Consider the following 25681-nt stretch of genomic DNA (forward strand, 5'->3'; position numbering starts at 1 on the left):
TTTTTGCCCATACCGTCCATGGCGCTGGTCGCAAACGCCAGGGCGGATGTGGTTATTTTGGAGATACAACATGAACGATTTTACTCTGAATGCTGAAGTGCGTTCCGACCTGGGGAAAGGTGCGAGCCGCCGCCTGCGTCGTCTCGCAAGCCTGGTTCCAGCTGTAGTTTACGGTGGCGAAAAAGCCCCTGAATCCATCAGCATGCTGGCTAAAGAAGTTGCCAAACTGCTCGAAAACGAAGCTGCTTACAGCCACGTTATCGAACTGACCGTTGGCGGCGTTAAGCAAAACGTGATCATCAAAGCTCTGCAACGTCACCCGGCTAAAGGCCACGTGATGCACGCTGACTTCGTACGCGTTGTTGCTGGTCAAAAACTGACTGCAATCGTACCGGTTCACTTCGTTGGTGAAGCGGCTCCGATCAAGAAAGGCGGCGAGATCTCCCACGTTGTTGCGGAAATCGAAGTTTCCTGCCTGCCAAAAGACCTGCCTGAATTCATCGAAGTTGACCTGGCTAACGCTGAAGTCGGCTCGATCATTCACCTGTCGGACATCACCGCTCCTAAAGGCGTTGAGTTCGTAGCTCTGGCACACGGTAACGACCTGGCAGTAGCCAACGTTCACGCTCCACGTGTTGCACCAGAAGCAGCAGAGTAATTCATTACTCTGTCGTTGGAGTCTTGAGAAACATCGCGAGCTAACACGCAGCGAGTAAAGCGGACAAGATCGCGAAGTTTACTCACGTAAACCCGCTTTCTTGTCCGTTTTCGCCGCTAACCGTTAGCGGCGATGTTATCCACAACTCCATAGAAGGGCCCTTGTCGTGACCGCCATAAAACTGATCGTTGGCCTGGGAAATCCAGGCACCGAATACGAACAGACCCGGCATAACGCAGGGGCCCTTTTTGTTGAGCGTCTCGCGGCAGCCAATGGGGTAAACCTCGTTGCAGACCGCAAATATTTTGGCCTGACCGGGCGCTTCAGCCACCAGGGTCAGGATGTTCGTCTGTTGATTCCCACCACCTATATGAACCGAAGCGGCCAGGCCGTTGCGGCGCTTGCCGGTTTCTACCGCATTGCGCCGGAATCCATATTGGTGGCCCACGACGAACTCGATCTCCCGCCAGGCGTTGCCAAGCTCAAGCTGGGCGGCGGCCACGGAGGTCACAACGGATTGCGCGACATCATCGCGCAACTGGGGAACAACAAAGATTTCTACCGTCTGCGGCTTGGCATTGGCCACCCGGGCGTCGCCAGCATGGTGTCCAACTTTGTCCTCGGTCGTGCGCCACGCGCCGAACAGGAAAAACTGGATGCCAGCATCGATTTTGCCCTCGGCGTGCTGCCGGATATCCTCGCCGGGGAATGGAACCGTGCGATGAAAAACCTGCACAGCCAGAAGGCCTGACTCTTTTTCCGAGGGGAAACACCATGGGATTCAACTGCGGCATCGTCGGCCTGCCTAACGTCGGCAAGTCCACCCTGTTCAACGCCCTTACCAAGTCCGGTATCGCGGCCGAGAACTTCCCCTTCTGCACGATCGAGCCGAACACCGGTATCGTGCCGATGCCCGACCCACGCCTGGACGCGCTGGCTGCCATCGTCAAGCCACAGCGTATCCTGCCGACCACCATGGAGTTCGTTGATATCGCGGGCCTGGTGGCTGGCGCATCGAAAGGTGAAGGCCTGGGTAACAAGTTCCTGGCCAACATCCGTGAGACCGATGCCATCGCTCACGTGGTCCGCTGCTTTGAAGACGAAAACGTTATTCACGTTTCCAACAGCGTTGACCCAAAACGCGACATCGAAATCATCGACCTTGAGCTGATCTTCGCCGACCTCGACAGCTGCGAAAAGCAACTGCAGAAAGTCGCGCGCAATGCCAAAGGCGGTGACAAGGAAGCCGTAGCCCAAAAAGCCCTGCTGGAACAGCTGATCGCCCACTTCACCCTGGGCAAGCCGGCACGCAGCCTGATCAAGAACATGGACGCAGATGAGAAAGCCATCATCAAAGGCTTCCACCTGCTGACCACCAAGCCGGTGATGTACATCGCCAACGTGGCTGAAGACGGTTTTGAGAACAACCCGTTGCTGGACGTTGTGCTGGCTATCGCTGAAGAAGAAGGCGCGATCGTTGTTCCGGTCTGCAACAAGATCGAAGCAGAAATCGCCGAGCTGGATGACGGCGAAGAGAAAGACATGTTCCTGGAGGCCCTGGGCCTTGAAGAGCCTGGTCTTAACCGTGTGATTCGCGCCGGTTACGAAATGCTGGACCTGCAAACCTACTTCACCGCCGGCGTGCAGGAAGTTCGCGCCTGGACAGTAAAAGTAGGTGCGACCGCCCCTCAAGCAGCCGGTGTGATCCACACCGACTTCGAAAAAGGCTTTATCCGCGCTGAAGTTATCGCCTACGACGATTTCATCAAGTTCAACGGGGAAGCGGGCGCGAAAGAAGCCGGTAAGTGGCGTCTGGAAGGCAAGGAATACATCGTTAAAGACGGTGACGTCCTGCACTTCCGTTTCAACGTGTAATACAGCACACGTATAAAAAACCGCGCCCAGGCGCGGTTTTTTTTGGCCTGGCGTTTGTGGCGCACTCCGGGGCGCAACAACGGTCTATGGTTAACGCCATCTCACCTCATGATCGGGAGCCTCAATGATTCCCCGCGCCAAATTCCTCAGCCGCTATACCGACCCCATAGTCGAAAAAATCAAGGCCCGCTGGTCCCTGGGCTGGCGAGACGCCCTGGCCTCAGCCATTGCCGCCGCACTGGCGTGGATTATCGCCCGGCATTTTTTCGGTCACATACACCCCGTGTTTGCCGCAATCAGTGCCGTGGTGTGCCTGGCTCCAGGCCTGCCCAGTCATGGCAAGCAAGCGGTGGGCCTGATGGTGGGTGTCGCCACCGGGATCATCGTAGGCGAAGCCGCCTTGTGGTTGCCGGATGCTTACCCGTTGGTGCGTATTGGCTTTGCCACCTTCTCTGCCATCGCCATCGCGGCACTCTATGGCCTGGGGGCCGTGGTGCCCATCCAGGCCGGTGTATCGGCGGTGCTGATGCTGGCCGTAGGCCCGGAAAGTGCTGGCGTGGTACGGATGCTTGATGTGGTCGTGGGCTCATGCGTCGGGCTGGTTTTCAGCCAGATACTGCTGACCCCCAACCCGATCGGCATTATCGACAGCTCCGCCAAGGAGTTGCTCGAAAAGCTGGCGTCGGGATTCGGTAAAAGCCTGCAAGCTCTCGAAGGACAAGATGCGGCCAAGGCTCAAAATGCCGTGCAGATATTTTCCAGGGCCCACGACAGCCTTATTGCCCTGGAGAACGGCATCAGCATGGCCCGCAATACCGCCCGCTGGACCTTGCGCGGGCGCTTTGTATCACGGGAAGTCAAAGACATTGCCAGCCGTTACGAGCGCCACGCCGTGCGTTTATACGCCAGCTCCCTGTTGTTTGCAGAAGCCTTTGCCGATGCCTTGCGCAAGGAACAGGGCCCGGCACCGTCCTCCCTCCACGAACGGCTGGCAAACGTTGCTTCAGGGTGCGCCTCGATCGCCAGCGACGATGAACACCCGGTACTCATCCCCGTAGCCGGCGATGAATCGGCCGATGTTGTGTCAGCACCATGGCAGCTGTGCATGCAGCACTTGAGCACCGTTGAAAGCGCCCTTCTGACCTTCGGATTTACGACTCAGGGCGATAGCAGAAAAAACCCTGAATAAAAATACGAATAAATACCCGTTTACCCTTACCTCCACGAAGTTCGATCCATGGAGGTAAGGCACGCTATCCCTACGCCAATAAATACTAATCCTTACCGTGTCTATGTGTTTTAGCTCTCGACAGGCGGCCAGTTCAGGCCTTGGTTTAAACCGTCAACACCTTCAAACTATAAAATAAAAAGCGTTGTTTATACCTGTTTAACATTGCGAATTTCCCCTACCAAAAAAACATGGCGCCGGAGTATATTCAATGGGATCCTTTCGCCCGGACAAAGAGCCTTCAAGCCTATATTTTTCCGATGACACACAACTTCACGCTACTGTCAGAAATGCGGCAGCACAAAATATCGACATAATGATTCATGGTGAAACAGGCACAGGCAAAGATACATTGGCCGAGCATCTGCATACCTTATCCCGGCGCCGTGGTCGTTATATTGCACTCAATTGCGCGGCCATCCCCGAGAGTCTGGCGGAAAGCCAGTTGTTTGGTGTCACCCAAGGCGCATTCACCGGCGCCCTGCAATCACGTGCAGGATTTATAGAAGCTTCAGATAAAGGCACTCTGTACCTGGATGAAATAGACAGCATGCCGCTGGCTTTGCAGGCCAAATTGTTGCGCGTTCTGGAAACCCGTGGTGTTGAGCGATTGGGCTCGACAACATTCATCCCTGTGGACATGCGTGTGATTGCCTCGGCCCAAACCTCCCTTGCGAAGTTGGTGGCACAAGGTCATTTCAGGTGCGACCTGTACTATCGCCTGAATGTCGTGAACCTGCACTTGCCGCCTTTGCGAGAACGACGCGAATACATTACCCCCTTGTTTATGGAGTTTATTCAGCGTGAGGCCCGGCATTTCAACTCATCCATACCAGTACCGAACACTGCGCTGCTACAACAGATCATCTGTCATGACTGGCCGGGCAATGTCAGGGAGTTACGCTCCGCAGCAAAGCGCTTTGTGCTCGGGCTACCCCCGCTGGATACCTCTTCCTGTGAACATGAATCCACAATTCTAAATTTAAAAATGCGCCTGCAACAAATAGAAAAGCAGTTGATCGCAGATTGTTTGCGACGCCACTTTAATTGTATCGATTCTGTGGTAATCGAACTTGGGATTGCCAAGCGCACGCTGTACCACCGAATGAAACAATTAGACATTTACTGAGTAGTTCCCACATGGATATCGACACTTAAATAGCGAACAGACGTTCTGTTGCACTCCCAATACCGAACCACAGAGGCACATACATGTTCCCTTTACTTTCACTTGTAATGCCCTTTGCGAGCCAGGTCCTCAACGCGCTTGGCGGATTTGGAAACACAAGAATGCCCCCTGCAAACCCGGCAAATACTCACACCAAAAACATCGACCCTTCGCCTACGAACATATATATAAATAATAAAATCTCGTTCTGACCTTCCTGAGAAAACCAAGAGGATAAAGAGTATGTTTACAGAAATAGTTAGATTCTTTGCAGGAATGGCGCGCGGTGCTGGCGACGACCCACTCCAAGCGCAAAAGAATTTTGCGCGCGAACAGGAATGGAAAGCCGCCGCGGCCGCCATGCACAAAACGGGAGTTGACACGAGAAACGGCATAGCCGCCGGAGTAATGGACTCAAGTAGCAAGTCAATGAATGCAATCTTTGCAGGTGCCAAGGCCATCTCGTACTAATTTTATTCATACCGCCCCATCTCGAATGGGGCATCCGGCCAATCGGGGCGTGCAGCCACACAAGCATGCAACTACAACTCACAGCTTGAGGTTTCAAATGAAAACCCACTTTCCTTCGAAGCTCCCCCAGGCCGTCTTGAGTGCCTCTGAACTACCCTCGAACACCCCCGAACTGGCCGATATCCATTGGTTCAACGCCTCTTTGCTTGCCACGGCAACTAAAGCAACCAATACCGAGATATCCGATAAATTGACCAGCCACCCACTCAAACAGCGCTCTGCACTTTTAGCGGGTCTGTCGAGTACCGCCGCAAGGGCCCTGCAAAAAGCCAGTACCAGCACCGACCCCCTCGACATGCTCAAATCCACCCGGGCCCTGTCGGCGCTCCACCTTGAGACCGTGCTGAGCGCCAAGATGATCAGCAAGACGTCACAAGCCATCGAAAAACTCACCAATCTGTCTTAGGTAACCGCATGGCAGCGCGCCTGATCAAGAGCGTGTGTTTCCTGCTCGTGCTGGCCGTCACCGGTTGTGGTGAAAGCGTGGTGCTTCACAGCCAGCTCTCCGAACAGGAGGCCAATGCAGTCATTGCAGAACTGGCAGAAAAACAGGTCCACGCTCAAAAAGTCCCCGATAAAAATGGCATTTCCATTCGTGTCAGAACAGAAGCTATCAGCCGGGCGATTAACTCGCTGTCGGCGGCTGGCCTGCCCAGAACAAAGCGCTCCACACTGGGTGATATTTTTCGCAAGGAAGGTGTCATTTCTACGCCACTTGAGGAGCGCGCCCGTTACATCTATGCGCTGTCACAAGAGCTTGAAGCCACACTGTCGAGCATTGACGGGGTGATAGTCGCGCGCGTGCATGTGGTACTGCCCGAGCGTGTGGCGCCAGGTGAGGCCGTGCAGCCCGCATCCGCTTCGGTGTTTATCAAACACGATGCCAGACTGGACCCCGACGGCATCCAGTCGCGGGTACGGCGGATGGTTGCCAGCAGCATTCCGGGCATGGCAATGGCAATCGACAACCCGCACAAAATAACCACGGTTTTTGTTCTTGCCGCCGCGTTTCAGGACAACCAGCAACTGCTGTTCTTCGGACCTTTTCTGGTGCCGCAGCAAGACCTGGGGTTCTGGAAAAGCCTGTTCGCTGCACTGGTGACAGGGTGCCTGCTGGCAATCATTACGCCAGTTGTATGGTTAAAGCTGCGCAAAAAGGGCTCTGCATGAATGACATTGATGCCTGGGTACAGTGGTGGGCCTTGCCATGGCGCTACGCTCATCCGCACTGGCAGATCCTTGACGCATCGCCCGCCTTGCTGCGCAACCAGCATGCAGGCGCCAGCAAGAGCTTGGGTATCGCCCCCTGCCTGCCCTGTGCGCCCACAACCAGCCTGATGCAGCTGGCACTGGCGCAACCGGCGCACTATGACGCGTTGCTGCAAAGGGTCGAGCGTATCTGCCGCACTACACCTTCTGCTGCACGGGATGACACGCAGCGTTTGTGGTGCCAGCGCCTTGCCAGGGCTTTGCACACGCAGGACTGGCTCGAGCCCGCCGACGATCCCTTGCAACTGCTCAGAGCATGGCTCGAACCACCGGTCTGGCAGAGGTTGCGACTGCGCTTTGCCCCTGCACGGATCGAAACGCTGGAGCAAAAACCGGTGCCGGCCATTTCACCGGCCAAACTCCGAACGCTCTGGCAAACAGTGTTGTGGCACACACGACCCCGCGACGAGGGGCACAACCATGCTGACACGCCGCACGATTGAGCTGCAGCCAGGCGCAACCGGGCTGCCCCAGGTACTGATCAGCAGCCAGAACCTGATCGATTGCGGCCTGGCCAATGAGGTGCTGGCCCAGGCACGTGCCCAGGCAGACGAACTGCTGAGCAACGCTGAAAACGCTGCCGAAACGCTGCTGCAAAAGGCCCACAGCGAATTCTGGCAACAGGCCAATGCCCATCTGGCGCGTTGGCAACAGGAACATGGCGCCTTGTGCCAAGCGATTGAAACCAGCGCCTCGCAAGTGGTCAATCAGGCTCTGGAGCGATTGCTCGGTGAGGTGCCGCCACAGATGCGAATCAATGCCTTGCTGGCGCAACTGCTGCCAGCCCAATGCCCGCCATTGAATGCAACCCTGCGCTGCCACCCACAGATGCTTGCACCTGTACGGCAGTGGCTAAGCACCCGCCCGGATACCGCATGGCAACTGCAAGCAGATGAACGCCTCGACCCCTTCGCTCTGGTGCTGGTCACTGCGCAACACGACCTGCGCATTGACTGGGCCACAACGCTCAAGGCGCTGCTGATCCCCATGACCACTGATGGAACTGATCCGGCAGGAGCTACCACTGAGTGGTGAGTATTGACTGATGGAGGTTCTATGGCTTCGTTCGAAAGCATTCAGCGTCGCATTGACACCCGCTTTATCCAGGCCCAAAAAAAACTGGAGGAGATCGCCCTGAACAATCAAGCAAGCCCCGAAGACATGCAGCGCTTCCTCGACGCTTCACAAAAAATGGCCATTGCCAGTTTCTCGATCAACGAGCAAACCCGATTCAAGCACAGCCTGACCAAAAGCATTATTGATGCCGTGCAGTGATGCTCAGGTTCAAGCACTCCTTGCAACGGACCCTGTTGCCAGCTCTTTTTTTGCTAGCCAACGGGGCGATGGCCGCCGTTCCACAGGAGTGGCAAAAAACGCCTTATGCCCATGAAGCCAATAACCTGTCAGTGCCTGATTTTCTAGGGGCCTTTGCCCATACCGTGGGCCTGCAACTACAGATTGATGGCGCGCTTCAAGGCGTCGTAAACGGCAAGCTACGCGCCGACACGCTCACCGGTTTAATGGAGCGGCTTGCACTGGAACACCGTTTCCAGTGGTTTGTGCATAACAACACGCTCTACATCAGTTCGCTTGACCAGCAGACCACGAGCCGCCTTGAAGTTGCGGACGATACCATTGCCGATCTGAAGCAGGCCCTGACCCGGATAGGCCTGCTGGATGAGCGTTTCGGCTGGGGCGAGTTGCCGGATATCGGCGTGGTACTGGTGTCCGGGCCCAAACGCTATATCGAGCAGATCAGGCAGTTCAGTCGCAAACGGGCAGAACCCGCCAATAAACAGGATGTGCTGACTTTCACACTGCAGTTCGCCAATGCGGCAGACCGGCAGATCGATTATCGGGGCGAAAAACTGAGTGTGCCCGGTATCGCCAGCTTGTTGCGCGGGTTGCTCGATACCAAGTCATCGAGCCCGTTCGCTGCTCCCTCCCCCGGCCCCTCGCCAGTATCCGGCACGGCCTCCCCCATGCCTTATTCAAGCAATCCACCACTGCCCGCGCTCACCGCCGATTTGAAATCATCAGGCCTGAACGCCATCCGCGTGGAGGCCGATGTACGTAACAACAGCGTGTTGATCTACGACGCCAGCGAACGCGGGACGCTCTATCAGGCACTGATCGCCAAGCTCGATGTCCCGCGCAAACTCGTGGAAATAGACGCCGTGATTCTCGATATCAACCGCACCCAACTCAACGAACTGGGGACGAAATGGGGCTTTCAGAGCGGCCGTTTCGGGATGGCTACTGGGTTGTCTGGCACTTCCCCGACAACCGTGTCCATGATCCAGGCTGACCGTTTTGCAGCCGAGATCAAGGCGCTTGAAGCCCGCGGGCTGGCAACGGTGGTATCCAACCCCTCGATCATGACCCTGGAAAACCAGCCCGCTGTTATCGATTTCAATCGCACGCAATATATCCAGGCCGTCGGTGAGGGCGTGGCCAACATCATGCCGGTCACCACCGGCACCAGTTTCCAGGTCATACCCCGGGTAATCGAAGCCAGTGGCGCCAATCAGATTCACCTGATCATCGATATCGAAGACGGCACCTTTGCCGATAACACAGGGCAGCATTCCACACCGGATGTTCGCAAAGGCAACATCAGTACCCAGGCAGTGATCCACGAAAAACAATCCCTGGTCATCGGCGGTTTTCATGTCGCTGAAGAGGTCGACAGCCGCAATCGAGTCCCCGTATTGGGAAATATCCCCTGGCTGGGCAAGCTGCTGTTTTCGTCCACGCAGAACACTAAAAATCGCCGTGAGCGGCTGTTTATCCTGACACCCCGCCTGATTGGCGACCAGACCAACCCTGCCCGCTACCTGCCACAATCGGATCAGGCGCAACTGGAGGCAGCGCTGACCCCATTGAGACGGCGTGATGCGAAGCAGCCAGTGATTCAGCGCTCCGATATTACCCGGGTGTTCCGTCAACTGGTCACGGGCCACGTGCCTGGCCGGTTCACAGCGATGCCGATGCCGACCCGGACGGGCAGCCTGTGCAAAGCGTTCACGTCTCTGAAGGTCGATACCGAGCGTCATCAGTGGTACGAAAGTGAGGACTACAACGTGGCCGTACTGGTATTGCACAACCAGAGCCAGAGCCGGGTGCGCGTCGATGAACGTGATTGCAGCACTGCCGGCACCCTGGCGGTGAGTGTCTGGCCGACTCCGTGGCTGGCGCCCGGCGAACGTGCGGAGGTGTTTATCGCGACACGAGCACCCGAGCCCGACGAACAATCAAGCGTGTCTCGGCCATCATTGCTGGAGGTCGCGCCATGACTCGGCTGATCGCAGTTGCCATGGCGGCGGCCCTGGCTGGACTGTTGCAAGGCTGCACCTCGGATTGCCGTACAGACCTGTGCGCGCGCCCGGCCTCCAGCGCCAGGACGCTGGTGATCTGGTGGCCACCACACATGCGTACAGATACAGGCTCGTATGCTGAACGTTCAGACCATCACGTTGTGCCTCTGGAACCCTAGATCAACCGTGCAACGACCCATTGCCCCGGTGATCTGAAGACATTCAAACCCACGCATCCAATCCTGCGCAGAGTCTTAGCCCCCACCCCCATGTACCGGCCTGTCTGATTATCAGCCAGGCCGGTATTGTCATTACATCAAAGGGCTGCGGCCATGCCGGATCTTTTGGTCAAGCTGCTCGGGATTCAGCTCCCGAATACGAGCCGAGGGCAACGTATCCTTGAACTCAACGCGCAAGGGAGTGTTCTGATCCATACCGTATTTCAACTCAATGTTGAGGAGTTTGCAGGAATTGCTCAAGGCTGCCCTGCTGGAGTAGGCCACAAGAGGAATGGGGGTCTTCATAGCGTCGGTTCTAGTTGCCGTATAGCTTACAGCCAAGTTTTTAATCCGCAGGTTGTCCGGGTTTTCCAGGGCCTTTTGCACATCATTTATGGCGTTAGGCCCATCCCCTATCTGATTGTCAATCATGCGCAGCACCTTCGGCTTGACCTCCAGCCTGATCACTACCGAGGTGCCCTGGCTGCTTTCCAGGTCGTTGATGATCCGCTCGAATTGTGGCTGCTGGGCAAACAGCCGGAGAATTGCCGCCTTGTTAGCAGGCGCAGCGTCATTCAGCCACTCATGGTCAGGGCCACCTTTTACCCCCACATAGGAAACCGTTCTTTCAACTGATTTGAGTGCTCGCCGACCTTGTGCGGCCAGCGCCTCCTGGTGAAGGCAGGTTTGCAGCTGTTCATTGAGGGCATGGTGCTCTTCAGAACGGGTAGCGGGTGACGGTAGCTGAATGAAGAGACGATGCAGATGTTGCAGTTGCTCCACCAGTGGGCCCTGTGCTGCAAACGAGGTCAGGTGTTGCTTGAGTGGCGCAGAATGCCGGGACAAGGCATCGCGTAATCCATTGACTTGCGCCTGATCGATCACAGCAGGCTGCTTGAAGGTAAAACGCATGCTGCGGGCAACACTGCGATCAAACCCCAGGGTGAACGAAGAATCACTCGTGATATACGGCACCCACGTAGGTCCATCGGCACCGAGCTGAGTCCACAAGGCGCCATTGGCCGGCGCCATACCTAAAGAGGCACTGCCTCTGGCTAACCATTGGGTATTCACGCTTTGGGCCCGGGTTATTTCATCCTGCCCCAAGACGACAGCGCTGCGTTGTTCAACATGAAACAGTTGAAGCCCCCCCCCCCGCATTCACCATAGTACGTACCAGGCCACCAGGTGTATTCGAGGTTTCCGGCATCAACATGTGAAAGCGGGGCTGCACATGAGCGGAAACACTCAAGTCCAAAGCATTTTTCGAGCTCGTGCCGCTCTTGTGATTGCTGCCAAGATCCAGCAAGTCGAAAACGTTCCCTTTCTCCCCGGTGAGGATGGCCATCATTGCGGGAAAATCTGCCTCCCTGATATCAAAGCTGACGCTTTGCTCGTTTTCATGCGTCAACGCCAATGTAGTCTCAGCCCCTACCCTGAGCCGGCCTTCGAGTGGCACCTCGGAGGGAAGCAACATGTTACCGACGCCTACAGAACCAGTGACGGTATGGCCAGTGCCCATATTGATGTCAACGCTGACCCCCTGATCGGTTCGAGTCAGCGTTATGCCGTTGGTATTGTCTCTTGAAACACCCCCTATGATTTCAAGCAACGGGACTGGAAGTAAGAACAGGGATGCCGATAAGGTTTTGCTCCGGCTCGATGCAACTGACTGGCCGCTTTCAGACTTTTGAATGCATTGAAGCAGAGCCTGCTTGACCGTCTCTTGTGGATTGAGCCCCAAGGTAGTGGTTATATGAAAATTGAGCGCTGATCCCGGGGTACCCAAGTCCCTGGCCAACAATTTGAAGTTGTTATAGAGCGTTTCTGCCTGCTTCAATCCATTGATGCTCTGCGATGTTTTCTTGTGTACCGGGCTGTTTTGATAGTTCTCTATCGCACTCTCCAGGCGGGCTGTTATTTCGGCCTGATCAGGCGCTTTACCCTCCAGCCGATCGACCAGTTTGATCAGCCTGAAAAGTGTGCGGGCGTGCTGAATCAAATCGCTCTCGATCAGCCCGGTCGAATTGCTCAAATCACGTTTCAGGCCAGCGTCGTGCAACGACAAACAAACTCCCTGTTTTTCGTAACTGCGCAGCAAGGCCGCTGTGATATCAGACTTTGAAGACCCCATATTCTCGAAGGACTGGCGAATTCGGGACAGGTTGCTCGCTGAGCCTTCAGTGGGTTTGCCACTCGTTGTGGGCAGATAATCCGGGATCACACGGGCTCCCTTGATGTCGCCCAATCGCCTGGCCAATTGCACGCTGTACTCTTCTACCTGACTCATAAAATGCTTGAGTTTTGTGGCCAGGGCCTGGGTTGGCTTGCCCTCGCCCAGGCGGTCAAGGCGACTTGAAATATCCATCGTACGGGGTGTCACGCTCGCCAGCGTACGCAATAGCCCCTGCAGTTCCCGCACATCCGCGTAGAGGTCTGCCAGCCCGCGTCGCCCTTTAACATCATGCTGGATACCAAGGCCGATATTCTTGATCCCCTGAACAGGATGAAAATGGGCTAAAGCACTTTTAATAACCCCACGATCAACCGACAGGGCTTCAGTCTTGTGGCCAAAACAATCGGAGGTCACGGCCCAGGAGGTGCCGTTGTCCTGACTCTTCAACTCAGCGTTGCCCAACACCGTACCCAGTGATCTCGCGGGGGTGTTTGAGTGTGCCGTTAAAGGTTTCCATTGCGGGTCGCCATCCGCTGAAACAATCAACTGCCGATAGTGTTCACCCCATCTTTTTTGTTGCGCATTGTTTTCACCCCAGCTGACGATCAATTGCTGACCTGCTCCCATACGCAACGACTTGACCGGCGCATTGTCCGGCACCGGCACGGGAGTCCAGGTGAGCGCTGAGGTGCAAGGGGTTTGCCAGTGAGCCTTGTCGAGCTTGAGCAGTTCGCCGGCGCCGGTCTGTGCATACAGATCTCCCTGACGGTCAAGTGCCAGCGCCACAAGCTCTTTAGGCCGGGTAAAGGTCAAGACCCTGGCCTTTCCGTTGACGTGGGCAATCAGCTTGTTTTCAGCATCAAGCGTTACAAATTGCCTGGCGTTATCGATAGCAAAACCGGTGATCTTTCGCTCGTTATTCTCAACCATGGCGCCACCAAGGTTGATATGGGCATGAGCATCATTAACAGGTGTCAGGTCATAACTGGCACCGCTGTACGCAGCATCCCGCGTTTTATGGATTGCCAGCGCTTTCAGCTCTGCACCTTGCAATACATAAGCGCGACCATCCAGGCCACGCTCCAGTCGCTCCACATTGTGGTGAGCGCTTTTATCCCATTGCTGTGAGCGCTCGTTCCAGCACAGCAATGTGTTGCCCTCAAGCGCAACCTTGCCCCGCGGCCCAAGGTCCACACTACCGGCGAGTGTCTGCAGCCCTGGCTCGGGCAAACCTGTGTCGTTCACTCTGAGGATCACATCACTGAGGTTCCAGCCCGATGCCTGATCAGGGCCATGGCTCAAAGGGGTGCTGTGTAACTGGCGGCGGGAGTCGAGGACAAGGGCGTTGAGCCGGCCTTGATCATCATGCATAAAGCCCTTGATGCTGACTGCACCCTGATGCAGCTGCTCAAGATTATCGAGTGGTTCAGGGCGCATGACCAATTGCCCGTCTTCGGCATTGCGCAGGTTCGCGCACAAAAACTCACCCTGAGGTGTCGAGGCGTACAGCACATCACCCGCCAGCCCCAGATGCGCCAGTTGCACCGGTTTACCCGACTCGTTGACGGGAACAAGACAAAGAGCAGCATCGGCTGTGTCGCGGCTGATTTTTAGCGTGAAACCCTCAAGGCTCGCCTGCGTTTTACCATCAATGCTCATGTCTGCGACCCCCTGCGGCACTTTCATCAGTTGCCCTTGAGCACTCAAGCCAATACGGCTGTATCGGGCCTCGTCCTTGTCGGGCAACCAACGAAGCGTCTGTGCTTCTAACCGGTACAGGCGTTGCTCGACCACACGAAACTGGCCGCCTTCGGCGGTTGTTTGCACACCGCTTATCTGCCCCAGATGGGCACGCCCGGGATTGATCGGGGGCGACGGGTAAAAACTCAGGGGAAGACTGCTTTTAAGTACTGCAGCGGCCGCAGGGGTGGACTGGATATGAAATACATTAAATTTGTCGTCCCTGATTCGCAGGTTCCGGGCAGGGCCTGCGTAAGTGGCATCTTGCTTGAACGGCCTGGACAACTGATTCAGTTGGGCGGCAATGTCCTGGCCCACATACGAGCCTTGGGTCACGACTTTTCCTTCAACCAGGCTGGCGCTGAATGCCAGAGAGGGCTGCTGATAATGACGAAAACCGGTCATTTGCACCGATTCGGTGGGGCCAGAAGTGTTCGGGGAGGCTGTGCCGCGCATTTCTGACGGCGCTGGCTTTGCGGGTTCAAAAAAATTGACGTCCATGACTGCTCAACTCTGACTGGCTGATGAAGAGTGAGTGACCATGTAATAGCGCCCGGTTCCTGCCCCGATCAGCGTTGCTCAAGTTCCGCCAACTCGATGACTTCACGGCGCTCGTCATCATCCAGTTCTCGCAGAGTGCGGTAGACCAGCGCAACCGCCTGCAGGGTCTCGCGGCTGATGCAATGCCCGGTCTCGATGCCATACAGCGTGCGAGCCAGCCACACACACTGAATCACCGGAACATCTGCTGCCCGTGCCCTGTCGATCATTCGCCGTGCCCGGGCATCAGCCCCCTTGGCAATCACGGTCGGCAAAGGCGTCTGTGGCGGCCGGTAGTACAGCGCCACGGCAAAATGCGTAGGGTTGATCAGCAGCATGTCGGCCTCTTCCAACGGCGGAGTCGGGGCCACAGGCTCTTCATGGGCCAGCTCCTGGGCCAGTGCCCGACGCAGCATCTTGGTATGTGGGTCACCTTCCATGCCCTTGTACTCCTTGACCACTTCGACATGGGTCATGCGCATGCGCCGGGCAAAAAAATACCGCTGCAACGCCAGGTCAACCACTGCTAGCACCAGCAGCAGGCCAAGGCACACATGCAGCAAATGCCGGAACAAGGCGATCAGCGCGACGATATAGCCCGGCAAGTCAGCGTTGACCAACCCGACCAACGCCCCCAGGGAAGGCCCGATCACTCGGTAAAGCACCGCACAGATCAGCAGTGCCTTGATCAGGCCGGTGAGCAGGGTCAACAGTGACTGGGCCGAAAACATCTGCCGGGCCTGATTGACCGGGTTGAGCCGGTTGAAGTCCGGGATCAGGACTTCAGGGGCAAACAGAAAGCCGAATTGCAGCCAGCTGCTGATTAATTTCATCAAGACTGCAACGCCGGTCATCAGCAAGGCGAAGTCAAAAAACAGGTAACCCGCCTCGACGAACACGGCCTGCAGCGAATGACCAAAGGGTTGCCCGACCAGTGAAACGGGCAGCATCAGCAATTGGCCAAAACGCTGCAGGCTGTTCTGAGCCGTGATCAAGGCGACCTCACTGATAACCGCCAGCGTCAGCAGTTTGGCGATGTCCTGACTTTGCGCAACCTGGCCTTTTTTGCGCTGGTCCTGCAGTTTTTTCTGGCTGGCGTCATATTTCTTCTCACCCGAATCGCTCATGACTCACCTACTTTGAAGAGCTGGCCCAGTGCGTGCCCAAGATCCCCCAGCAGACTCATCCGTCCCACGATCAGCTCCTCCAGTTGTGGCAGGTAGAGCAGCAGAAAGCCCAGGCCGGCCAGGCTTTTGGCCGGCATCGACAGCACAAATACCTGCAACTGCGGGCTGTAGAGGCTCAACAGGGCAACAGCGAATTCGATCAACAACAACAGCGCAATAAAGGGCGCGGCGTAGAGCAGCAGATGCGTGAAGGTATCGCCGAGCAAAGAAAGAAACACGGCAAAACCATCCGCAGCAATGGTCGGTAACCAGAGCGTGGGGGGCCAGATCAGGTAGCTGTCCCAGATCACCCGGGTCAAGCTGCCCAGCCCGAGGGTGACCATCAGCAAAAAAATGCTCAGTTGCTTGAACAGGTGCCCGACAGGTGTGGCATCCGCCCCCAGCGAAGGGTTGAGCTGCCCGCCGATCAGGGCACCACGCTGGTTATCGAGCAAAGCCCCTACCGACTCGAACAGCCAGAACGGCATGGACAGCAGCATGCCCAGCAAAAAGCCCAGCATGGCCTCTTTGAGCATCAGACCGCCGAGCGCCAGCAGGGTGTAATTCACGCCCGACAAGGCGTGATAAATACCCGGGGCAGGTATCAGGGCCAGCGCAAAAACGATGACATGCCGGGGCATGCCGCGCACATGTTCGAAGCAGAATGCCGGGATCAGAAAAAAACAGGGATACAGGCGCGCCATCGCAATGGCGAGGCTGGGCAGGTATTCGAGAAACGCAATCTGTGCGGCCATCGGCTGTTCCCTCTACAGCGCCGAGCGGGCGACCATGTCAAAGGTGAGGTTGATCAATTGAATCAGTTCAACCCCGATCCAGCGCCCCGTCAGCGCCAACGTGACGCCCACTGCAACCAGCTTGATGCCGAAGGGCAGTGTCTGGTCCTGTACCTGCATCAGCGCCTGCACCAGCGAGGTCAGCACACCCACCGCTACAGCCACGATCAGCGGTGGCGCAGACAGCACCACCACCAGCAGCATGCCCTGCTTGAACAGCAAAATCGGCTCCATGGACGCCTCACAGATAGGACAGGAACAGACTGTCGAGCAGACGTGTCCAACCCGAAACCAGCACAAACAGCAACAGCTTGAGCGGCAATGAAAGGGTCATGGGCGAGACCATCTGCATGCCCAGCGCCAGCAACAGGTTCGAGACGATCAGGTCGATCACGATAAAGGGGATGTAAATCAGAAAACCGATTTCAAACCCTGCCTGTAGCTGCGACAGCACAAATGCCGGTACCAGCAGGATAAGGTCGTCACGCTTGACCTCTTGCGCCAGTTGCGCAGGCCATAGACGCGCAGTGTTATCCAGCAGATGGGTCAGCACATCGGGAGCAGTGTTGCGTGCCATAAAGGCCCGCAAGGGCTTTACTGCCTCCTCCCCGCTCTCCTGCAAGGCTTGCACACTGCTCATATCCAGCGGCGTCTGCTTGAGGGCCTGGGCGGTTTCATACCCCACCGGTGCCATGACAAACATTGTTGCAGCCAGGGCAACTCCATAAAGGGCCATGCTCGGCGGCACCTGCTGCACACCAATGGCGTTGCGGGTAATCATCAACACAATGCAGATTTTCAGGAAGGCGGTGCACACCATCAGCAGCATGGGCATCAGTGACAGGCCGCCGAGAAACAGCGCCAGCAGAAAGGGATCGATCCCTTGAACGGTCATTGCGAAAAAGTGATGCGCGACAGTTGCAGGCCAAGGCGCCCCTCAACCTCCACCAACTGCCCGTGACCGATCGGCCGGTCGCCGTAATACAACCCGGCCATGCCCGTGTCATAGCCCTCGATGCTCAACACCATGCCGGGGGCCAACTGGCGCAGCTCACCCAGGCTCAACTTGAGTGCGCCACAGCGCACGCTCAGCTCTACCTGCAAGGTTTCAAACGGCTCATTGCCTTTATGCCGTTCAACGTCCGTACCCGCAAACATCACCTCTTCCACAGCCGACTCCTCGAGAGCACACACGGTCAGGCAGCGACGCCCGCCTTCATCATCAATTTGCGATGTGATCCGCCACCGCCCAATCCTCAACTGCCCCACGCCATCACCGCTGAACAACAGGCGCTCCGGCACCAGCACGTCGCCTGGTCGTACCCTGCGCAACTGCTCAACCGTCAACGGCAGATAGCCAAGCACCACGGGCACAGGCACGGCAAAGCAATCGGGCAACGGCGCCTTGACTGCCTGCCATTGCCCCGCCTCGCAAAGCGCCAACAGGCTGTGGGCCGCCAGCATCAATCGGCCGACACTTCGCGATGGGCCCAGCACTACACTGAGGCAGCACTCGAATGCGCCCACCTGCCTGTCGGCAAGGGGCCGCAGATAGCCAAAAAGCGCCCTCAACTGCGCACTCATGCGCTGCTCAAAGTGCGCCCAAAACCATGACTGGGGATCGTTGCCGGTCTCGGCCAGCACCACCGGGCACTCGCCAAACAGGCTAAGCAAGGGCCCTGCATCACTGAGCGTAAAGACCCCGCAGCGGCTCTCGAACGAGACACACGCACCACCCCCTGGCGCCCGCCCCGGTTCCAGCAAAAGCTCACCGGGCTCGCCTGCGACCTGAAATGAATAGCGCAGGCCACGACCCAACCGCCAACAGGCCTGGACCGTGGTTGCGTCCAGCTGTGGCAAGGTGATCGGCGCTACCGTCATCACTGGCACTCCTGCAGTAACCGGATCCTGACGACCTGCCCCAAGGCACGGGCCAGACGCCGTTGACAGGGTTGCTGCTGACGGGAGAGCCATTGTCGGGTGGCGGATTGCTGCGCCTTTAAAATGATCAGCCAGCCATGATGTTCATAACGGGCGCTGACACTGACCCGCCCGCGATGTGCCAGATGCAGCACAAATTGCACTGGCCATGGCCCTGCCCCCGGTGCACGGGGCATCAGTGCCTCGGACAACACCTGTGCCAAGCCCCTATCCGCGCCTGCCAGGCTGTCTGCAAACAGTTTGCAGTCGGCTGCGCGCGCCGGGGCGGCAGGCAGATACCGGGCCAATGGCAACGGCACCGGGTTTACTCCTGATGACTCGGCCATCCCGCCTCCTCTGCCAGCAACATCGACAATTCCAGAAGTTTTTCGACCTTTCTCTGGCATTCACCCGCGTACTGGCGGGCACTCTCGACATGGATCGCAACCACGCGCTGCTGCTCGAGCAGCGCTTGCAAGGCACTTGCCTGCTGCGCTGTTTGAGCCGCCCACTGGCGCTGTGACTCGTCCCAGCCCGACAGGGTCCTGGGCGACACCACCTGCCCCTGGTACCGGCCGGTCAGTTCGGTTTGCTGCCGGTTTTCGTTTTGCCTGGCCTGCTCAACCGCCGAACGGGCCTGCTCAATGTTCAGGCCAAGGGCTCGCAGCTCCATACGTTTGATGTGCAACAAATGCTCAGCCCGATCGGCCCGATGTTGGCGCAGGCGCCGCAAGGGCTCGGTGGCAGGCGGGCGGTTTTCAGAAGGGCACATGGGCAGTCAACTCGCTCAAGTGCTCCAGGGTTTCCTGAAACGTTGCAGGCTCGCGCAAGTCCTGACGCAAAAAGGCCTCCACACGCTGGCGGCTCTCGACGGCCAGGTCGGTCAGGGCATCGTTGCCCGCCTGGTACTCACCCAGCCTGAGCAGCAGTTCGATCTGCTGATGCGCGCTCAGCAATCGCCTGAACGCGGCCATGTTTTGCATATGTTCTGGCGCAGCCACATTGCTCAGGATCCGTGACAGGCTGCCCAGCACATCTATCGCCGGATAGTGACCGCGCTCTGCCAGTTTGCGGGACAACACAATGTGCCCGTCCAGCAAGGATCGAACCTCATCGGCTACCGGATCGCCCATGGAGTCCTGCTCGATGAGTACGGTATAGATCGCGGTGATAGACCCCTCGCGAGTCAGGCCTGCGCGCTCTACCAGACGTGGCAACAGGCTGTAAACCGAGGGCGGCAACCCGCCTCTGCCCAAGGGTTCGCCAGCGGCCAGACCGATTTCCCGCTGAGCGCGGGCAAAGCGCGTCAATGAGTCGATCAACAATAAAACCCGCCGGCCTTTGCGTCGGAAACCTTCGGCCAGAGCAGTTGCGGTAAAGGCTGCCCGCGCACGCTCCATGCTTGTGCGATCAGAGGTTGCGCACACCAGCACGGCTTTGCCCCGCAGCCCCTCATCCAGCTCATGGTCAAGAAACTCACGCAGCTCGCGACCGCGCTCGCCAACCAGGCCAAACACGATCACATCGCACTCGACGTTGCGGGCGATTTCGGCCAGCAGGGTGGTCTTGCCACAACCGGCACCGGCAAACAGCCCGACCCGCTGGCCCTCACCCAGGGTCAACAACCCGTCGATGGCCCGTACCCCTGTTGGCAAAGCGCGACCGATGCGCGGCCTCTGAGTGGGCAAGGGGGCTTCGCATACAACTGCATTGGCCTCCTCACAAGGCCTCCAGGAAAAGCCCCCCCGTCGCCCCCGGCAAGCGGTCGGCCAAACCCGTCGAGCACTTGCCCCAGCAGATCATTGCCGACGCGAACCTGATGCACAGCCCCCAAGCGTTCAACGGCCGCTCCTGCGCTTATACCTTCGAGGCTCGCCAAAGCACTGAGGGTGGCGTCCTGCTGATCACAGGCGATGACCTCTGCCAGTATCCATGCGTTGCTCCCTGCCTGAACCCGGCACAGCTCGCCAATGCGGGCCTGGGGCAGGCAGCATTGCAGCAGCATGCCATTGATCCGCAGGAGCCGACCGCTCAGGGTTACCGGTGAAAAACCCGCCAGGTGCGTGAACTGGCGTTGCCGCCAGCGCTCAAGGCGCTCAGCAATCGTGCCGTTCACCAGCTCACCTCATAGCGCTGCGCGCCTTCAAACAGCACTCGGCGGTTGTCGATCGCAGTCAGGCGCACACCCTGCGCTTCGTCACCAAAAAACAGCCGACGCCCGTCTTCCAGTACAACATGGGCCTTTTGGCCACCGATTATCTGGACGATCCTGAAGGGCAGTGCCGTGCTGATTTCCTGGACCTGATTAATGATCGCAACCGGCGTTTCAAATTGCGCCTCGAAGCGATCGAGCATCCGCGAGACCAGTGCCAGCGAGTCCTTGCCGACATCACCGCCCAGGATGATTTGCTCATCAACCACCTGCAGCCGGATGGCGTTGTCCAGATCACGCTCGATCAACATCTTGAGTAATTGCTGATGGACCTGATGCGTTGTTGCAAGCTGACGCCTGTCACTGACAGCCAATGGCTTCGGAGAAAGTGCCTGTGCCGTGTTTGAAGGCTGACAGGCTTGTGCCGCCAATATCAGCACCGACACGCTCAGGGCCAGCGCCAGCCACTTGCCAGGGCGGCGCGCAGGCACCATGCCCGAGCGCGCGGCGGCCGTTTCGCTCTGCACCCTGGTTACTTCTGCCAGCTCATCCACCCAGGCACTTTGCGTATTGGCGATGCACAAGCGTATCCCGCCAATGGCAAACGCCTTACCCGCAGCCAGATCGGCAATCTGTGCCCGGGCAGTGCCGGTTTCATCCTGCAAGAGACCTTCCTGCGCCTGCACTGTCCAGCGCCCGTCCACACAGTGCAACCGGGCATGCCTGGTTTCAACGCCAGGGTCGTACAACTCCAGGTCGGCATCTTGATGGGCACCGATGCTCCAGCACTCACCGAACAAAGGCAGTGCAGCCCCCTCATGCAAACCGCTCAGCACTCGCAACTCGAACAGCTGGCCAGGCTGCTGCAAATCGAACACCACGGTTGCGCCATCAGGTAAGCCATGCCCCGGACTCAAGACACGGCCTCGCGCAGCACACCGTCGAATTGCAGATCAAGACGCCCGAGCACCTTGACCTTGGCCGAGCCGGTCAACTCGGCGAAAGACATGACCGGCACATGGTTGAATTCATCGAACAACAGCGTGCGCAACGGGCTGCGCAGATCCTGCGCCACCAGCAATACGCTTGCGTCGCACTTGCGCGGTGCAAAAGCCTCCTTGAGCAGCGCCACAAGTTGCGTACTGTGCTCATTGTCCAGGGCAAAGAACACGCCCGCTTGGGTTTGGCGCAATGCCTCGCGAAAAAGGTTTTCGCTATGGGCAGACAACAGCCAGGCATGCAGACCGTCAGCCTGACTGTACAGATGATAGATCTGCGACTTCAGGGCAATCCGCGCATAGTCCGCCAGCGCTGACACTTCGCGCTCGTGCTGGCCATGTTCGGTCAGCACTTCGACAATCAGGCGTACCGCCCGCAGGGGTACGCCTTCACTGGCCAGGCGCTGCAGAACGGCAGAGAACCGGGACAGCGGCATGATCCGCTGCAACTCTTGAACCAGCTCAGGCTGGCTTTGCTCAAGCCAGCCGAGAATCGACTTGCTCTCCTGCAACCCCAAAAATTGCGGCCCGCTGATCATCATGGCTTGACGCATGCGCTCAACAATCAAGGCATGGGCACTGAACGACTCGACGCCCTCCCGGGCCAGCAGCGGATCACCGGGGTTCAGCCATAGCCAGTCCCGTTCATCTCTTTGCTCGCTGCCTCTGAGAGCACTCTGAGGAGCATCCGTGACACTGTCCCGTGCCACGGCCCGTCGTTCATCAAAAGTCGCCTTGAGCGTGGGCACTTCGTGAACACAAAAGCGAAACTCATCCTCGGGCAGCATGTCGCTGTATTCGATTTCAAAACTGGGAAGTGTCACCCCGATACGGGTGACGATACTGTTGCGCACCTGACGAATCCCGTGAATCAGCCGCTCAGTAAGCTCCAGGCTTTGATGGGCACTGGCGAACTGCAGCAGATACGGGCGTGTCGGATCAAACACTCTCAGATCTTCGTCGCCGTTGTGTTCAGGGGCCACCTGCACTGCTTGCGCCGGCTCCAACGCCTCAGCCTTGCGGCTTCGCGACCACCAGTAAAAACCCGGCGCAAACGTACACAGGGCAATCAAGCCAAACACCGGGGCGGGCATTCCCGGCAGGGCGGCGAAGGCCAGCATGGCCGCCGATGCGATCATCCAGCTCTTGGGTTCACGGGTTATCTGCTGGCCGATTTGTGCCCCGACATGGCTGCCTGGCGATTGGTCGTCGGGGGCGACACGGGTGATGATCATCCCCGCGGTCAAGGCAATCAACAGCGCCGGAATTTGCGCGATCAGACCATCACCGATGGTCAATACCGAATACAGCGTGATGGCCTCGCCAGCACTCATCCCGTGTTGCACTACCCCCGTGGAAAACCCGCCGAGGATATTGATCAGCACAATCACCAGGCCTGCGATGGCGTCTCCTTTGACAAACTTCATGGCGCCATCCATGGCACCGAACATCTGGCTTTCCCGGGACAACTGGTCACGCTTGTATCGGGCCTGTGCACCATCGATCAACCCGCCACGCAGGTCACTGTCGATGGACATCTGCTTGCCCGGCAGCGCATCCAGGCTAAAGCGCGCCGCCACTTCAGCGACACGTTCCGAACCCTTGGTAATCACCAGGAAATTGACGATGGTGATGATCAGAAAAATCACCAGCCCCACCGCCAGATTCCCCCCCACCACAAAGTTGCCAAAGGCCTCGACGATCTCGCCCGCATCCTGCTCCAGCAGGATCAGGCGGGTCGTGGCAATCGACAACGCCAGACGAAACATCGTGGTCAGCAGCAAAAGTGCAGGAAATGTGGAAAATGCCAAAGGGTTGGGCAGATAAAGCGCCAGCACGATCAACAGGCTGGCCAGGCACATATTGAGCGCGATCAGCACATCCACCAGCCAGGTCGGCAAGGGCACGATAAAGATAAAAACAATGCCCAGCACTGCCACGGCCCCGAGCACTTCGCCCGGGCTTGCCACCCTGCCAGGGCCTTCACTGAGCCATTTGACGAGCCTCATCGAATCGGTCTCGTCAGCCCTGCCGACAGCTGGACGATACCTTCGCTCTGAGTGTGTTCACCCATCAAGCTCAAAAAAGACTGCAATGCGTCCTGACGGCTTGCAGGGTCACTCCAAACGGCCAACGGGAGACGCTGAATCAACGGATAAACTTGATTGAGCAAGACCAGTTGACTGGAAAGGTTTTCGCCACCCAACTCACGACTCAGGCTTTGCACCTCATCGCTATCGATGCCCGTGCCCGCATACCCCAGCAGACGTTGCAACAGGCAGACTGGCGACAGTTCGGCCTGCCGTTCGCGGGATGACAATCGCTCAATAAACCACCGGCAACTGTGCAAAAGGCTGCTCAACTGGGTGCAGCCTTGAAGCCCGCTCAACAGAGTACGCAGCCTGATGCTCGGCACCGAGGGCCGGTGGGCGGCGATATCATCCGCCAGCGCGCGCGCCATCACGCGCAACCCGTCGTTGACCCTCTCTTCATCGAATAAAGCCAGCAAGGCCTGGATAATGCTCGGCAGTGATTGTTTGCGCACCACACTGGAGTAATACAGCGTGCGAACAGCCTGGCGCAGCGCGGCATCGCCTTCGGCTGCTGCCAGCGCCAGCGCAATATTCAGGCCCGCCTGAATTTGCCGGTCATAGCGGGTATGCAACTGTGCCTGAACCTTCTGCACCCGCTCGATATCACCTTCACGCCCTTGTGCCCGGGCCTGAGCAACCATGTACTGCAAGACAACACTGGTGCGGGCCGGGTCGTCGCCGGTCAACGCCAGCAAGGCTTCGACCCCTGAGTCTGACGCCAGTGCCAGACGAACGTGCCGGGTCAGCAGCCCCAGGCTGAGCTGAGCGGGATGCCCCAGTTGCTCATAGAGCTCGTTTAACTGCTGGATACCCTCAACCTTCTGCACCCGGTTATCTACCGTGCGCAGCACGCGCTGAGCCAATGCCTTGCTGCTGCTTTCGGCTTTCTGGCTGAACAACATGCCAACCTCTTCAGCGGCACTTTGCGCAGAAGACTGGGGCATCTGCCCCCCAACGCTCCGAGAAGAGAGCAGGATCTGCGCGGTGTCGTTTCGCCCTTCAACTTTCATAGCGCTGCCAAGTCAGGAGGTTTCATTGACCTGTGTGGTTGATCACAGGCAAGCGGTTCCCTGGCAGTAGCATTGGCATGTTTTTGAAAAAACTGGCGCACGCACAAGGTCCGCTACGCAAGATCCGGCACAACCGCGCCTGTTAAAAACCTGTAAAGCTCATATAAATCAGATGGCTATATTCGATCCGCAAATTGGCACAGGCGATGCTTGGGAGGTCCTTGTCGAAACCATTTTCGATAGCACTCACCCTGAGGATAAAAAATGGATCACCTTGATAAGGCTTCCCCCCCTGCCCCCGATTTTCTGGATCTGTCGACTGAACTTCAAAAAAAGCTTAAAGCGTTTATCCACAAGCGCGTACTGAACCCCGAAGATGCAGAGGATATTTTTCAGTTGACCTGCCTGGAGGCGTGGCGCAGCAAAGCACGCTTCAACGGCCAGGCAACGCTCAGCACATGGATGTGCGGCATTGCCCAGAACCTCATTCGCAATCATTTTCGTCGGTTGCACGCAAGGCCGGTGCATTGCGAGTTCGACGAGACGCAGTGCCATGAGCAGGACCACAGCCCCGACCTGTATGGTCAATTTGAGACTCACCGCAGGCTTGAGCTCACGCTGATTGCCTTCAACCGGCTGCCCATCGAAATGCGCGACACGTTGTATGCATCGGTGCAAAGCGGCAGCAGTTATCGCGACACCGCCAGCGCTCTGGAAATCCCTATAGGGACAGTTCGCTCACGCATCTCGCGAGCTCGCGAACAACTCAAGATGGCCACCCACTGCTAGTGCCCGCCACGGATGCTCAGAGGGGTCCATGATTGAGGG

The 25681-nt window shown here is 57.6% G+C and carries 26 protein-coding genes and 1 pseudogene; 14 read left to right on the plus strand and 13 right to left on the minus strand.

Annotation, left to right across the window (positions count from 1 at the left end):
- The first annotated feature begins 70 nt into the window (after nucleotides 1–70).
- From FHL07_RS13900 to hrpT, 13 genes are all read left to right on the plus strand, one after another.
- Nucleotides 71–658, plus strand: coding sequence for a 50S ribosomal protein L25/general stress protein Ctc (locus FHL07_RS13900; protein WP_095003177.1), 588 nt, complete (start codon nucleotides 71–73; stop codon nucleotides 656–658).
- A gap of 166 nt (nucleotides 659–824) precedes the next feature.
- A complete protein-coding gene (gene pth / locus FHL07_RS13905; protein ID WP_016781749.1) occupies nucleotides 825–1409 on the plus strand; it encodes an aminoacyl-tRNA hydrolase in 585 nt (194 codons plus the stop codon).
- A gap of 23 nt (nucleotides 1410–1432) precedes the next feature.
- The gene (gene ychF / locus FHL07_RS13910; protein WP_086798695.1) at nucleotides 1433–2533 is read left to right on the plus strand and encodes a redox-regulated ATPase YchF; all 1101 of its coding nucleotides are present in this window, start codon (nucleotides 1433–1435) and stop codon (nucleotides 2531–2533) included.
- 124 nt (nucleotides 2534–2657) lie between these two features.
- On the plus strand, nucleotides 2658–3722 hold the full coding sequence (locus FHL07_RS13915) for an FUSC family protein (protein WP_095003178.1): 1065 nt from the start codon (nucleotides 2658–2660) through the stop codon (nucleotides 3720–3722).
- A 250-nt stretch (nucleotides 3723–3972) separates the two neighbouring features.
- A complete protein-coding gene (locus FHL07_RS13920; protein ID WP_138738599.1) occupies nucleotides 3973–4890 on the plus strand; it encodes a sigma 54-interacting transcriptional regulator in 918 nt (305 codons plus the stop codon).
- A gap of 282 nt (nucleotides 4891–5172) precedes the next feature.
- Nucleotides 5173–5400, plus strand: a complete 228-nt coding sequence (locus tag FHL07_RS13925) for a hypothetical protein (protein ID WP_095021223.1) — start codon at nucleotides 5173–5175, stop codon at nucleotides 5398–5400.
- Nucleotides 5401–5497: 97 nt separating this feature from the next.
- Nucleotides 5498–5866, plus strand: a complete 369-nt coding sequence (locus tag FHL07_RS13930; RefSeq protein WP_095003181.1) for an EscI/YscI/HrpB family type III secretion system inner rod protein — start codon at nucleotides 5498–5500, stop codon at nucleotides 5864–5866.
- A gap of 8 nt (nucleotides 5867–5874) precedes the next feature.
- The gene (sctJ, locus tag FHL07_RS13935; protein WP_138738600.1) at nucleotides 5875–6630 is read left to right on the plus strand and encodes a type III secretion system inner membrane ring lipoprotein SctJ; all 756 of its coding nucleotides are present in this window, start codon (nucleotides 5875–5877) and stop codon (nucleotides 6628–6630) included.
- The gene (locus tag FHL07_RS13940; protein WP_095021243.1) at nucleotides 6627–7172 is read left to right on the plus strand and encodes a type III secretion protein; all 546 of its coding nucleotides are present in this window, start codon (nucleotides 6627–6629) and stop codon (nucleotides 7170–7172) included. The genes sctJ and FHL07_RS13940 overlap by 4 nt, the downstream gene beginning before the upstream one ends.
- Nucleotides 7150–7764 (plus strand): type III secretion system stator protein SctL, encoded by a 615-nt coding sequence (gene sctL / locus FHL07_RS13945; RefSeq protein ID WP_095021224.1) that lies wholly within the window; start codon nucleotides 7150–7152, stop codon nucleotides 7762–7764. The genes FHL07_RS13940 and sctL overlap by 23 nt, the downstream gene beginning before the upstream one ends.
- A 21-nt stretch (nucleotides 7765–7785) precedes the next feature.
- Nucleotides 7786–8004, plus strand: coding sequence for a type III secretion protein HrpF (locus FHL07_RS13950; protein ID WP_095019658.1), 219 nt, complete (start codon nucleotides 7786–7788; stop codon nucleotides 8002–8004).
- Between the two features lie 35 nt (nucleotides 8005–8039).
- Nucleotides 8040–10025 (plus strand): type III secretion system outer membrane ring subunit SctC, encoded by a 1986-nt coding sequence (gene sctC, locus FHL07_RS13955; protein WP_238705543.1) that lies wholly within the window; start codon nucleotides 8040–8042, stop codon nucleotides 10023–10025.
- 20 nt (nucleotides 10026–10045) lie between these two features.
- Nucleotides 10046–10225 (plus strand): HrpT family type III secretion system protein, encoded by a 180-nt coding sequence (hrpT, locus tag FHL07_RS23935; protein WP_274595698.1) that lies wholly within the window; start codon nucleotides 10046–10048, stop codon nucleotides 10223–10225.
- Between the two features lie 132 nt (nucleotides 10226–10357).
- Here the strand turns inward: hrpT and FHL07_RS23865 are convergent, their stop codons facing one another.
- The 13 genes and pseudogenes from FHL07_RS23865 to sctW all read right to left on the minus strand — a co-directional run bounded on the left by FHL07_RS23865 (nucleotide 10358) and on the right by sctW (nucleotide 24787).
- On the minus strand, nucleotides 10358–11338 hold the full coding sequence (locus FHL07_RS23865; protein WP_238705544.1) for an AvrE-family type 3 secretion system effector: 981 nt from the start codon (nucleotides 11336–11338) through the stop codon (nucleotides 10358–10360).
- 52 nt (nucleotides 11339–11390) lie between these two features.
- Nucleotides 11391–14681, minus strand: a complete 3291-nt coding sequence (locus FHL07_RS13965) for an AvrE-family type 3 secretion system effector (protein ID WP_238705545.1) — start codon at nucleotides 14679–14681, stop codon at nucleotides 11391–11393.
- Nucleotides 14682–14749: 68 nt separating this feature from the next.
- Nucleotides 14750–15847, minus strand: a complete 1098-nt coding sequence (gene sctU, locus FHL07_RS13970) for a type III secretion system export apparatus subunit SctU (protein ID WP_095019661.1) — start codon at nucleotides 15845–15847, stop codon at nucleotides 14750–14752.
- Nucleotides 15844–16641 (minus strand): type III secretion system export apparatus subunit SctT, encoded by a 798-nt coding sequence (sctT, locus tag FHL07_RS13975; RefSeq protein ID WP_095024938.1) that lies wholly within the window; start codon nucleotides 16639–16641, stop codon nucleotides 15844–15846. The genes sctU and sctT overlap by 4 nt, the downstream gene beginning before the upstream one ends.
- A gap of 12 nt (nucleotides 16642–16653) precedes the next feature.
- Nucleotides 16654–16914, minus strand: a complete 261-nt coding sequence (sctS, locus tag FHL07_RS13980) for a type III secretion system export apparatus subunit SctS (protein WP_095003190.1) — start codon at nucleotides 16912–16914, stop codon at nucleotides 16654–16656.
- A 7-nt stretch (nucleotides 16915–16921) separates the two neighbouring features.
- Nucleotides 16922–17575, minus strand: coding sequence for a type III secretion system export apparatus subunit SctR (gene sctR / locus FHL07_RS13985; RefSeq protein WP_095003191.1), 654 nt, complete (start codon nucleotides 17573–17575; stop codon nucleotides 16922–16924).
- The gene (locus FHL07_RS13990; protein ID WP_138738602.1) at nucleotides 17572–18561 is read right to left on the minus strand and encodes a FliM/FliN family flagellar motor switch protein; all 990 of its coding nucleotides are present in this window, start codon (nucleotides 18559–18561) and stop codon (nucleotides 17572–17574) included. Before FHL07_RS13990 ends, sctR begins: the two co-directional genes overlap by 4 nt.
- Entirely contained in the window at nucleotides 18561–18947 is a 387-nt protein-coding gene (locus FHL07_RS13995) for a type III secretion system HrpP C-terminal domain-containing protein (protein ID WP_169916765.1), read from the minus strand. The genes FHL07_RS13990 and FHL07_RS13995 overlap by 1 nt, the downstream gene beginning before the upstream one ends.
- A complete protein-coding gene (locus FHL07_RS14000) occupies nucleotides 18926–19372 on the minus strand; it encodes a YscO family type III secretion system apparatus protein (protein ID WP_138738603.1) in 447 nt (148 codons plus the stop codon). The genes FHL07_RS13995 and FHL07_RS14000 overlap by 22 nt, the downstream gene beginning before the upstream one ends.
- Nucleotides 19359–20716: pseudogene (locus tag FHL07_RS14005) on the minus strand (FliI/YscN family ATPase). The gene FHL07_RS14000 and the pseudogene FHL07_RS14005 overlap by 14 nt, the downstream one beginning before the upstream one ends.
- The gene (locus FHL07_RS14010) at nucleotides 20713–21630 is read right to left on the minus strand and encodes an FHA domain-containing protein (RefSeq protein ID WP_238705546.1); all 918 of its coding nucleotides are present in this window, start codon (nucleotides 21628–21630) and stop codon (nucleotides 20713–20715) included. The pseudogene FHL07_RS14005 and the gene FHL07_RS14010 overlap by 4 nt, the downstream one beginning before the upstream one ends.
- 35 nt (nucleotides 21631–21665) lie before the next feature.
- Nucleotides 21666–23759, minus strand: coding sequence for a type III secretion system export apparatus subunit SctV (gene sctV, locus FHL07_RS14015; RefSeq protein ID WP_138738604.1), 2094 nt, complete (start codon nucleotides 23757–23759; stop codon nucleotides 21666–21668).
- Nucleotides 23756–24787, minus strand: a complete 1032-nt coding sequence (gene sctW / locus FHL07_RS14020; RefSeq protein WP_138738605.1) for a type III secretion system gatekeeper subunit SctW — start codon at nucleotides 24785–24787, stop codon at nucleotides 23756–23758. Before sctW ends, sctV begins: the two co-directional genes overlap by 4 nt.
- A gap of 330 nt (nucleotides 24788–25117) precedes the next feature.
- Here sctW and FHL07_RS14025 point away from each other — a divergent pair, with 330 nt between their 5' ends.
- Nucleotides 25118–25642, plus strand: coding sequence for an RNA polymerase sigma factor (locus FHL07_RS14025; RefSeq protein WP_095019668.1), 525 nt, complete (start codon nucleotides 25118–25120; stop codon nucleotides 25640–25642).
- The last annotated feature ends 39 nt before the right edge of the window (nucleotides 25643–25681 follow it).

This window comes from Pseudomonas sp. FSL W7-0098, from assembly GCF_005930585.1.
GTDB classification, from domain to species: Bacteria; Pseudomonadota; Gammaproteobacteria; order Pseudomonadales; family Pseudomonadaceae; genus Aquipseudomonas; species Aquipseudomonas bubulae.

What these genes read in the sequence shown, in the direction of transcription:
- FHL07_RS13950 (WP_095019658.1), top strand. Translation starts at nt 7,786, where the DNA reads ATGGCTTCGTTCGAAAGCATTCAGCGTCGCATTGACACCCGCTTTATC.
- sctJ (WP_138738600.1), top strand. Translation starts at nt 5,875, where the DNA reads ATGGCAGCGCGCCTGATCAAGAGCGTGTGTTTCCTGCTCGTGCTGGCC.
- ychF (WP_086798695.1), top strand. Translation starts at nt 1,433, where the DNA reads ATGGGATTCAACTGCGGCATCGTCGGCCTGCCTAACGTCGGCAAGTCC.
- sctL (WP_095021224.1), top strand. Translation starts at nt 7,150, where the DNA reads ATGCTGACACGCCGCACGATTGAGCTGCAGCCAGGCGCAACCGGGCTG.
- FHL07_RS13930 (WP_095003181.1), top strand. Translation starts at nt 5,498, where the DNA reads ATGAAAACCCACTTTCCTTCGAAGCTCCCCCAGGCCGTCTTGAGTGCC.
- FHL07_RS13900 (WP_095003177.1), top strand. Translation starts at nt 71, where the DNA reads ATGAACGATTTTACTCTGAATGCTGAAGTGCGTTCCGACCTGGGGAAA.
- hrpT (WP_274595698.1), top strand. Translation starts at nt 10,046, where the DNA reads ATGGCGGCGGCCCTGGCTGGACTGTTGCAAGGCTGCACCTCGGATTGC.
- sctU (WP_095019661.1), bottom strand. Translation starts at nt 15,847, where the DNA reads ATGAGCGATTCGGGTGAGAAGAAATATGACGCCAGCCAGAAAAAACTG.
- FHL07_RS13965 (WP_238705545.1), bottom strand. Translation starts at nt 14,681, where the DNA reads ATGGACGTCAATTTTTTTGAACCCGCAAAGCCAGCGCCGTCAGAAATG.
- FHL07_RS13915 (WP_095003178.1), top strand. Translation starts at nt 2,658, where the DNA reads ATGATTCCCCGCGCCAAATTCCTCAGCCGCTATACCGACCCCATAGTC.
- FHL07_RS13990 (WP_138738602.1), bottom strand. Translation starts at nt 18,561, where the DNA reads ATGACGGTAGCGCCGATCACCTTGCCACAGCTGGACGCAACCACGGTC.
- FHL07_RS14000 (WP_138738603.1), bottom strand. Translation starts at nt 19,372, where the DNA reads ATGTGCCCTTCTGAAAACCGCCCGCCTGCCACCGAGCCCTTGCGGCGC.
- sctV (WP_138738604.1), bottom strand. Translation starts at nt 23,759, where the DNA reads ATGAGGCTCGTCAAATGGCTCAGTGAAGGCCCTGGCAGGGTGGCAAGC.
- FHL07_RS13920 (WP_138738599.1), top strand. Translation starts at nt 3,973, where the DNA reads ATGGGATCCTTTCGCCCGGACAAAGAGCCTTCAAGCCTATATTTTTCC.
- sctT (WP_095024938.1), bottom strand. Translation starts at nt 16,641, where the DNA reads ATGGCCGCACAGATTGCGTTTCTCGAATACCTGCCCAGCCTCGCCATT.
- sctS (WP_095003190.1), bottom strand. Translation starts at nt 16,914, where the DNA reads ATGGAGCCGATTTTGCTGTTCAAGCAGGGCATGCTGCTGGTGGTGGTG.
- sctR (WP_095003191.1), bottom strand. Translation starts at nt 17,575, where the DNA reads ATGACCGTTCAAGGGATCGATCCCTTTCTGCTGGCGCTGTTTCTCGGC.
- FHL07_RS13940 (WP_095021243.1), top strand. Translation starts at nt 6,627, where the DNA reads ATGAATGACATTGATGCCTGGGTACAGTGGTGGGCCTTGCCATGGCGC.
- FHL07_RS14025 (WP_095019668.1), top strand. Translation starts at nt 25,118, where the DNA reads ATGGATCACCTTGATAAGGCTTCCCCCCCTGCCCCCGATTTTCTGGAT.
- sctW (WP_138738605.1), bottom strand. Translation starts at nt 24,787, where the DNA reads ATGCCCCAGTCTTCTGCGCAAAGTGCCGCTGAAGAGGTTGGCATGTTG.
- FHL07_RS13925 (WP_095021223.1), top strand. Translation starts at nt 5,173, where the DNA reads ATGTTTACAGAAATAGTTAGATTCTTTGCAGGAATGGCGCGCGGTGCT.
- FHL07_RS13995 (WP_169916765.1), bottom strand. Translation starts at nt 18,947, where the DNA reads ATGGCCGAGTCATCAGGAGTAAACCCGGTGCCGTTGCCATTGGCCCGG.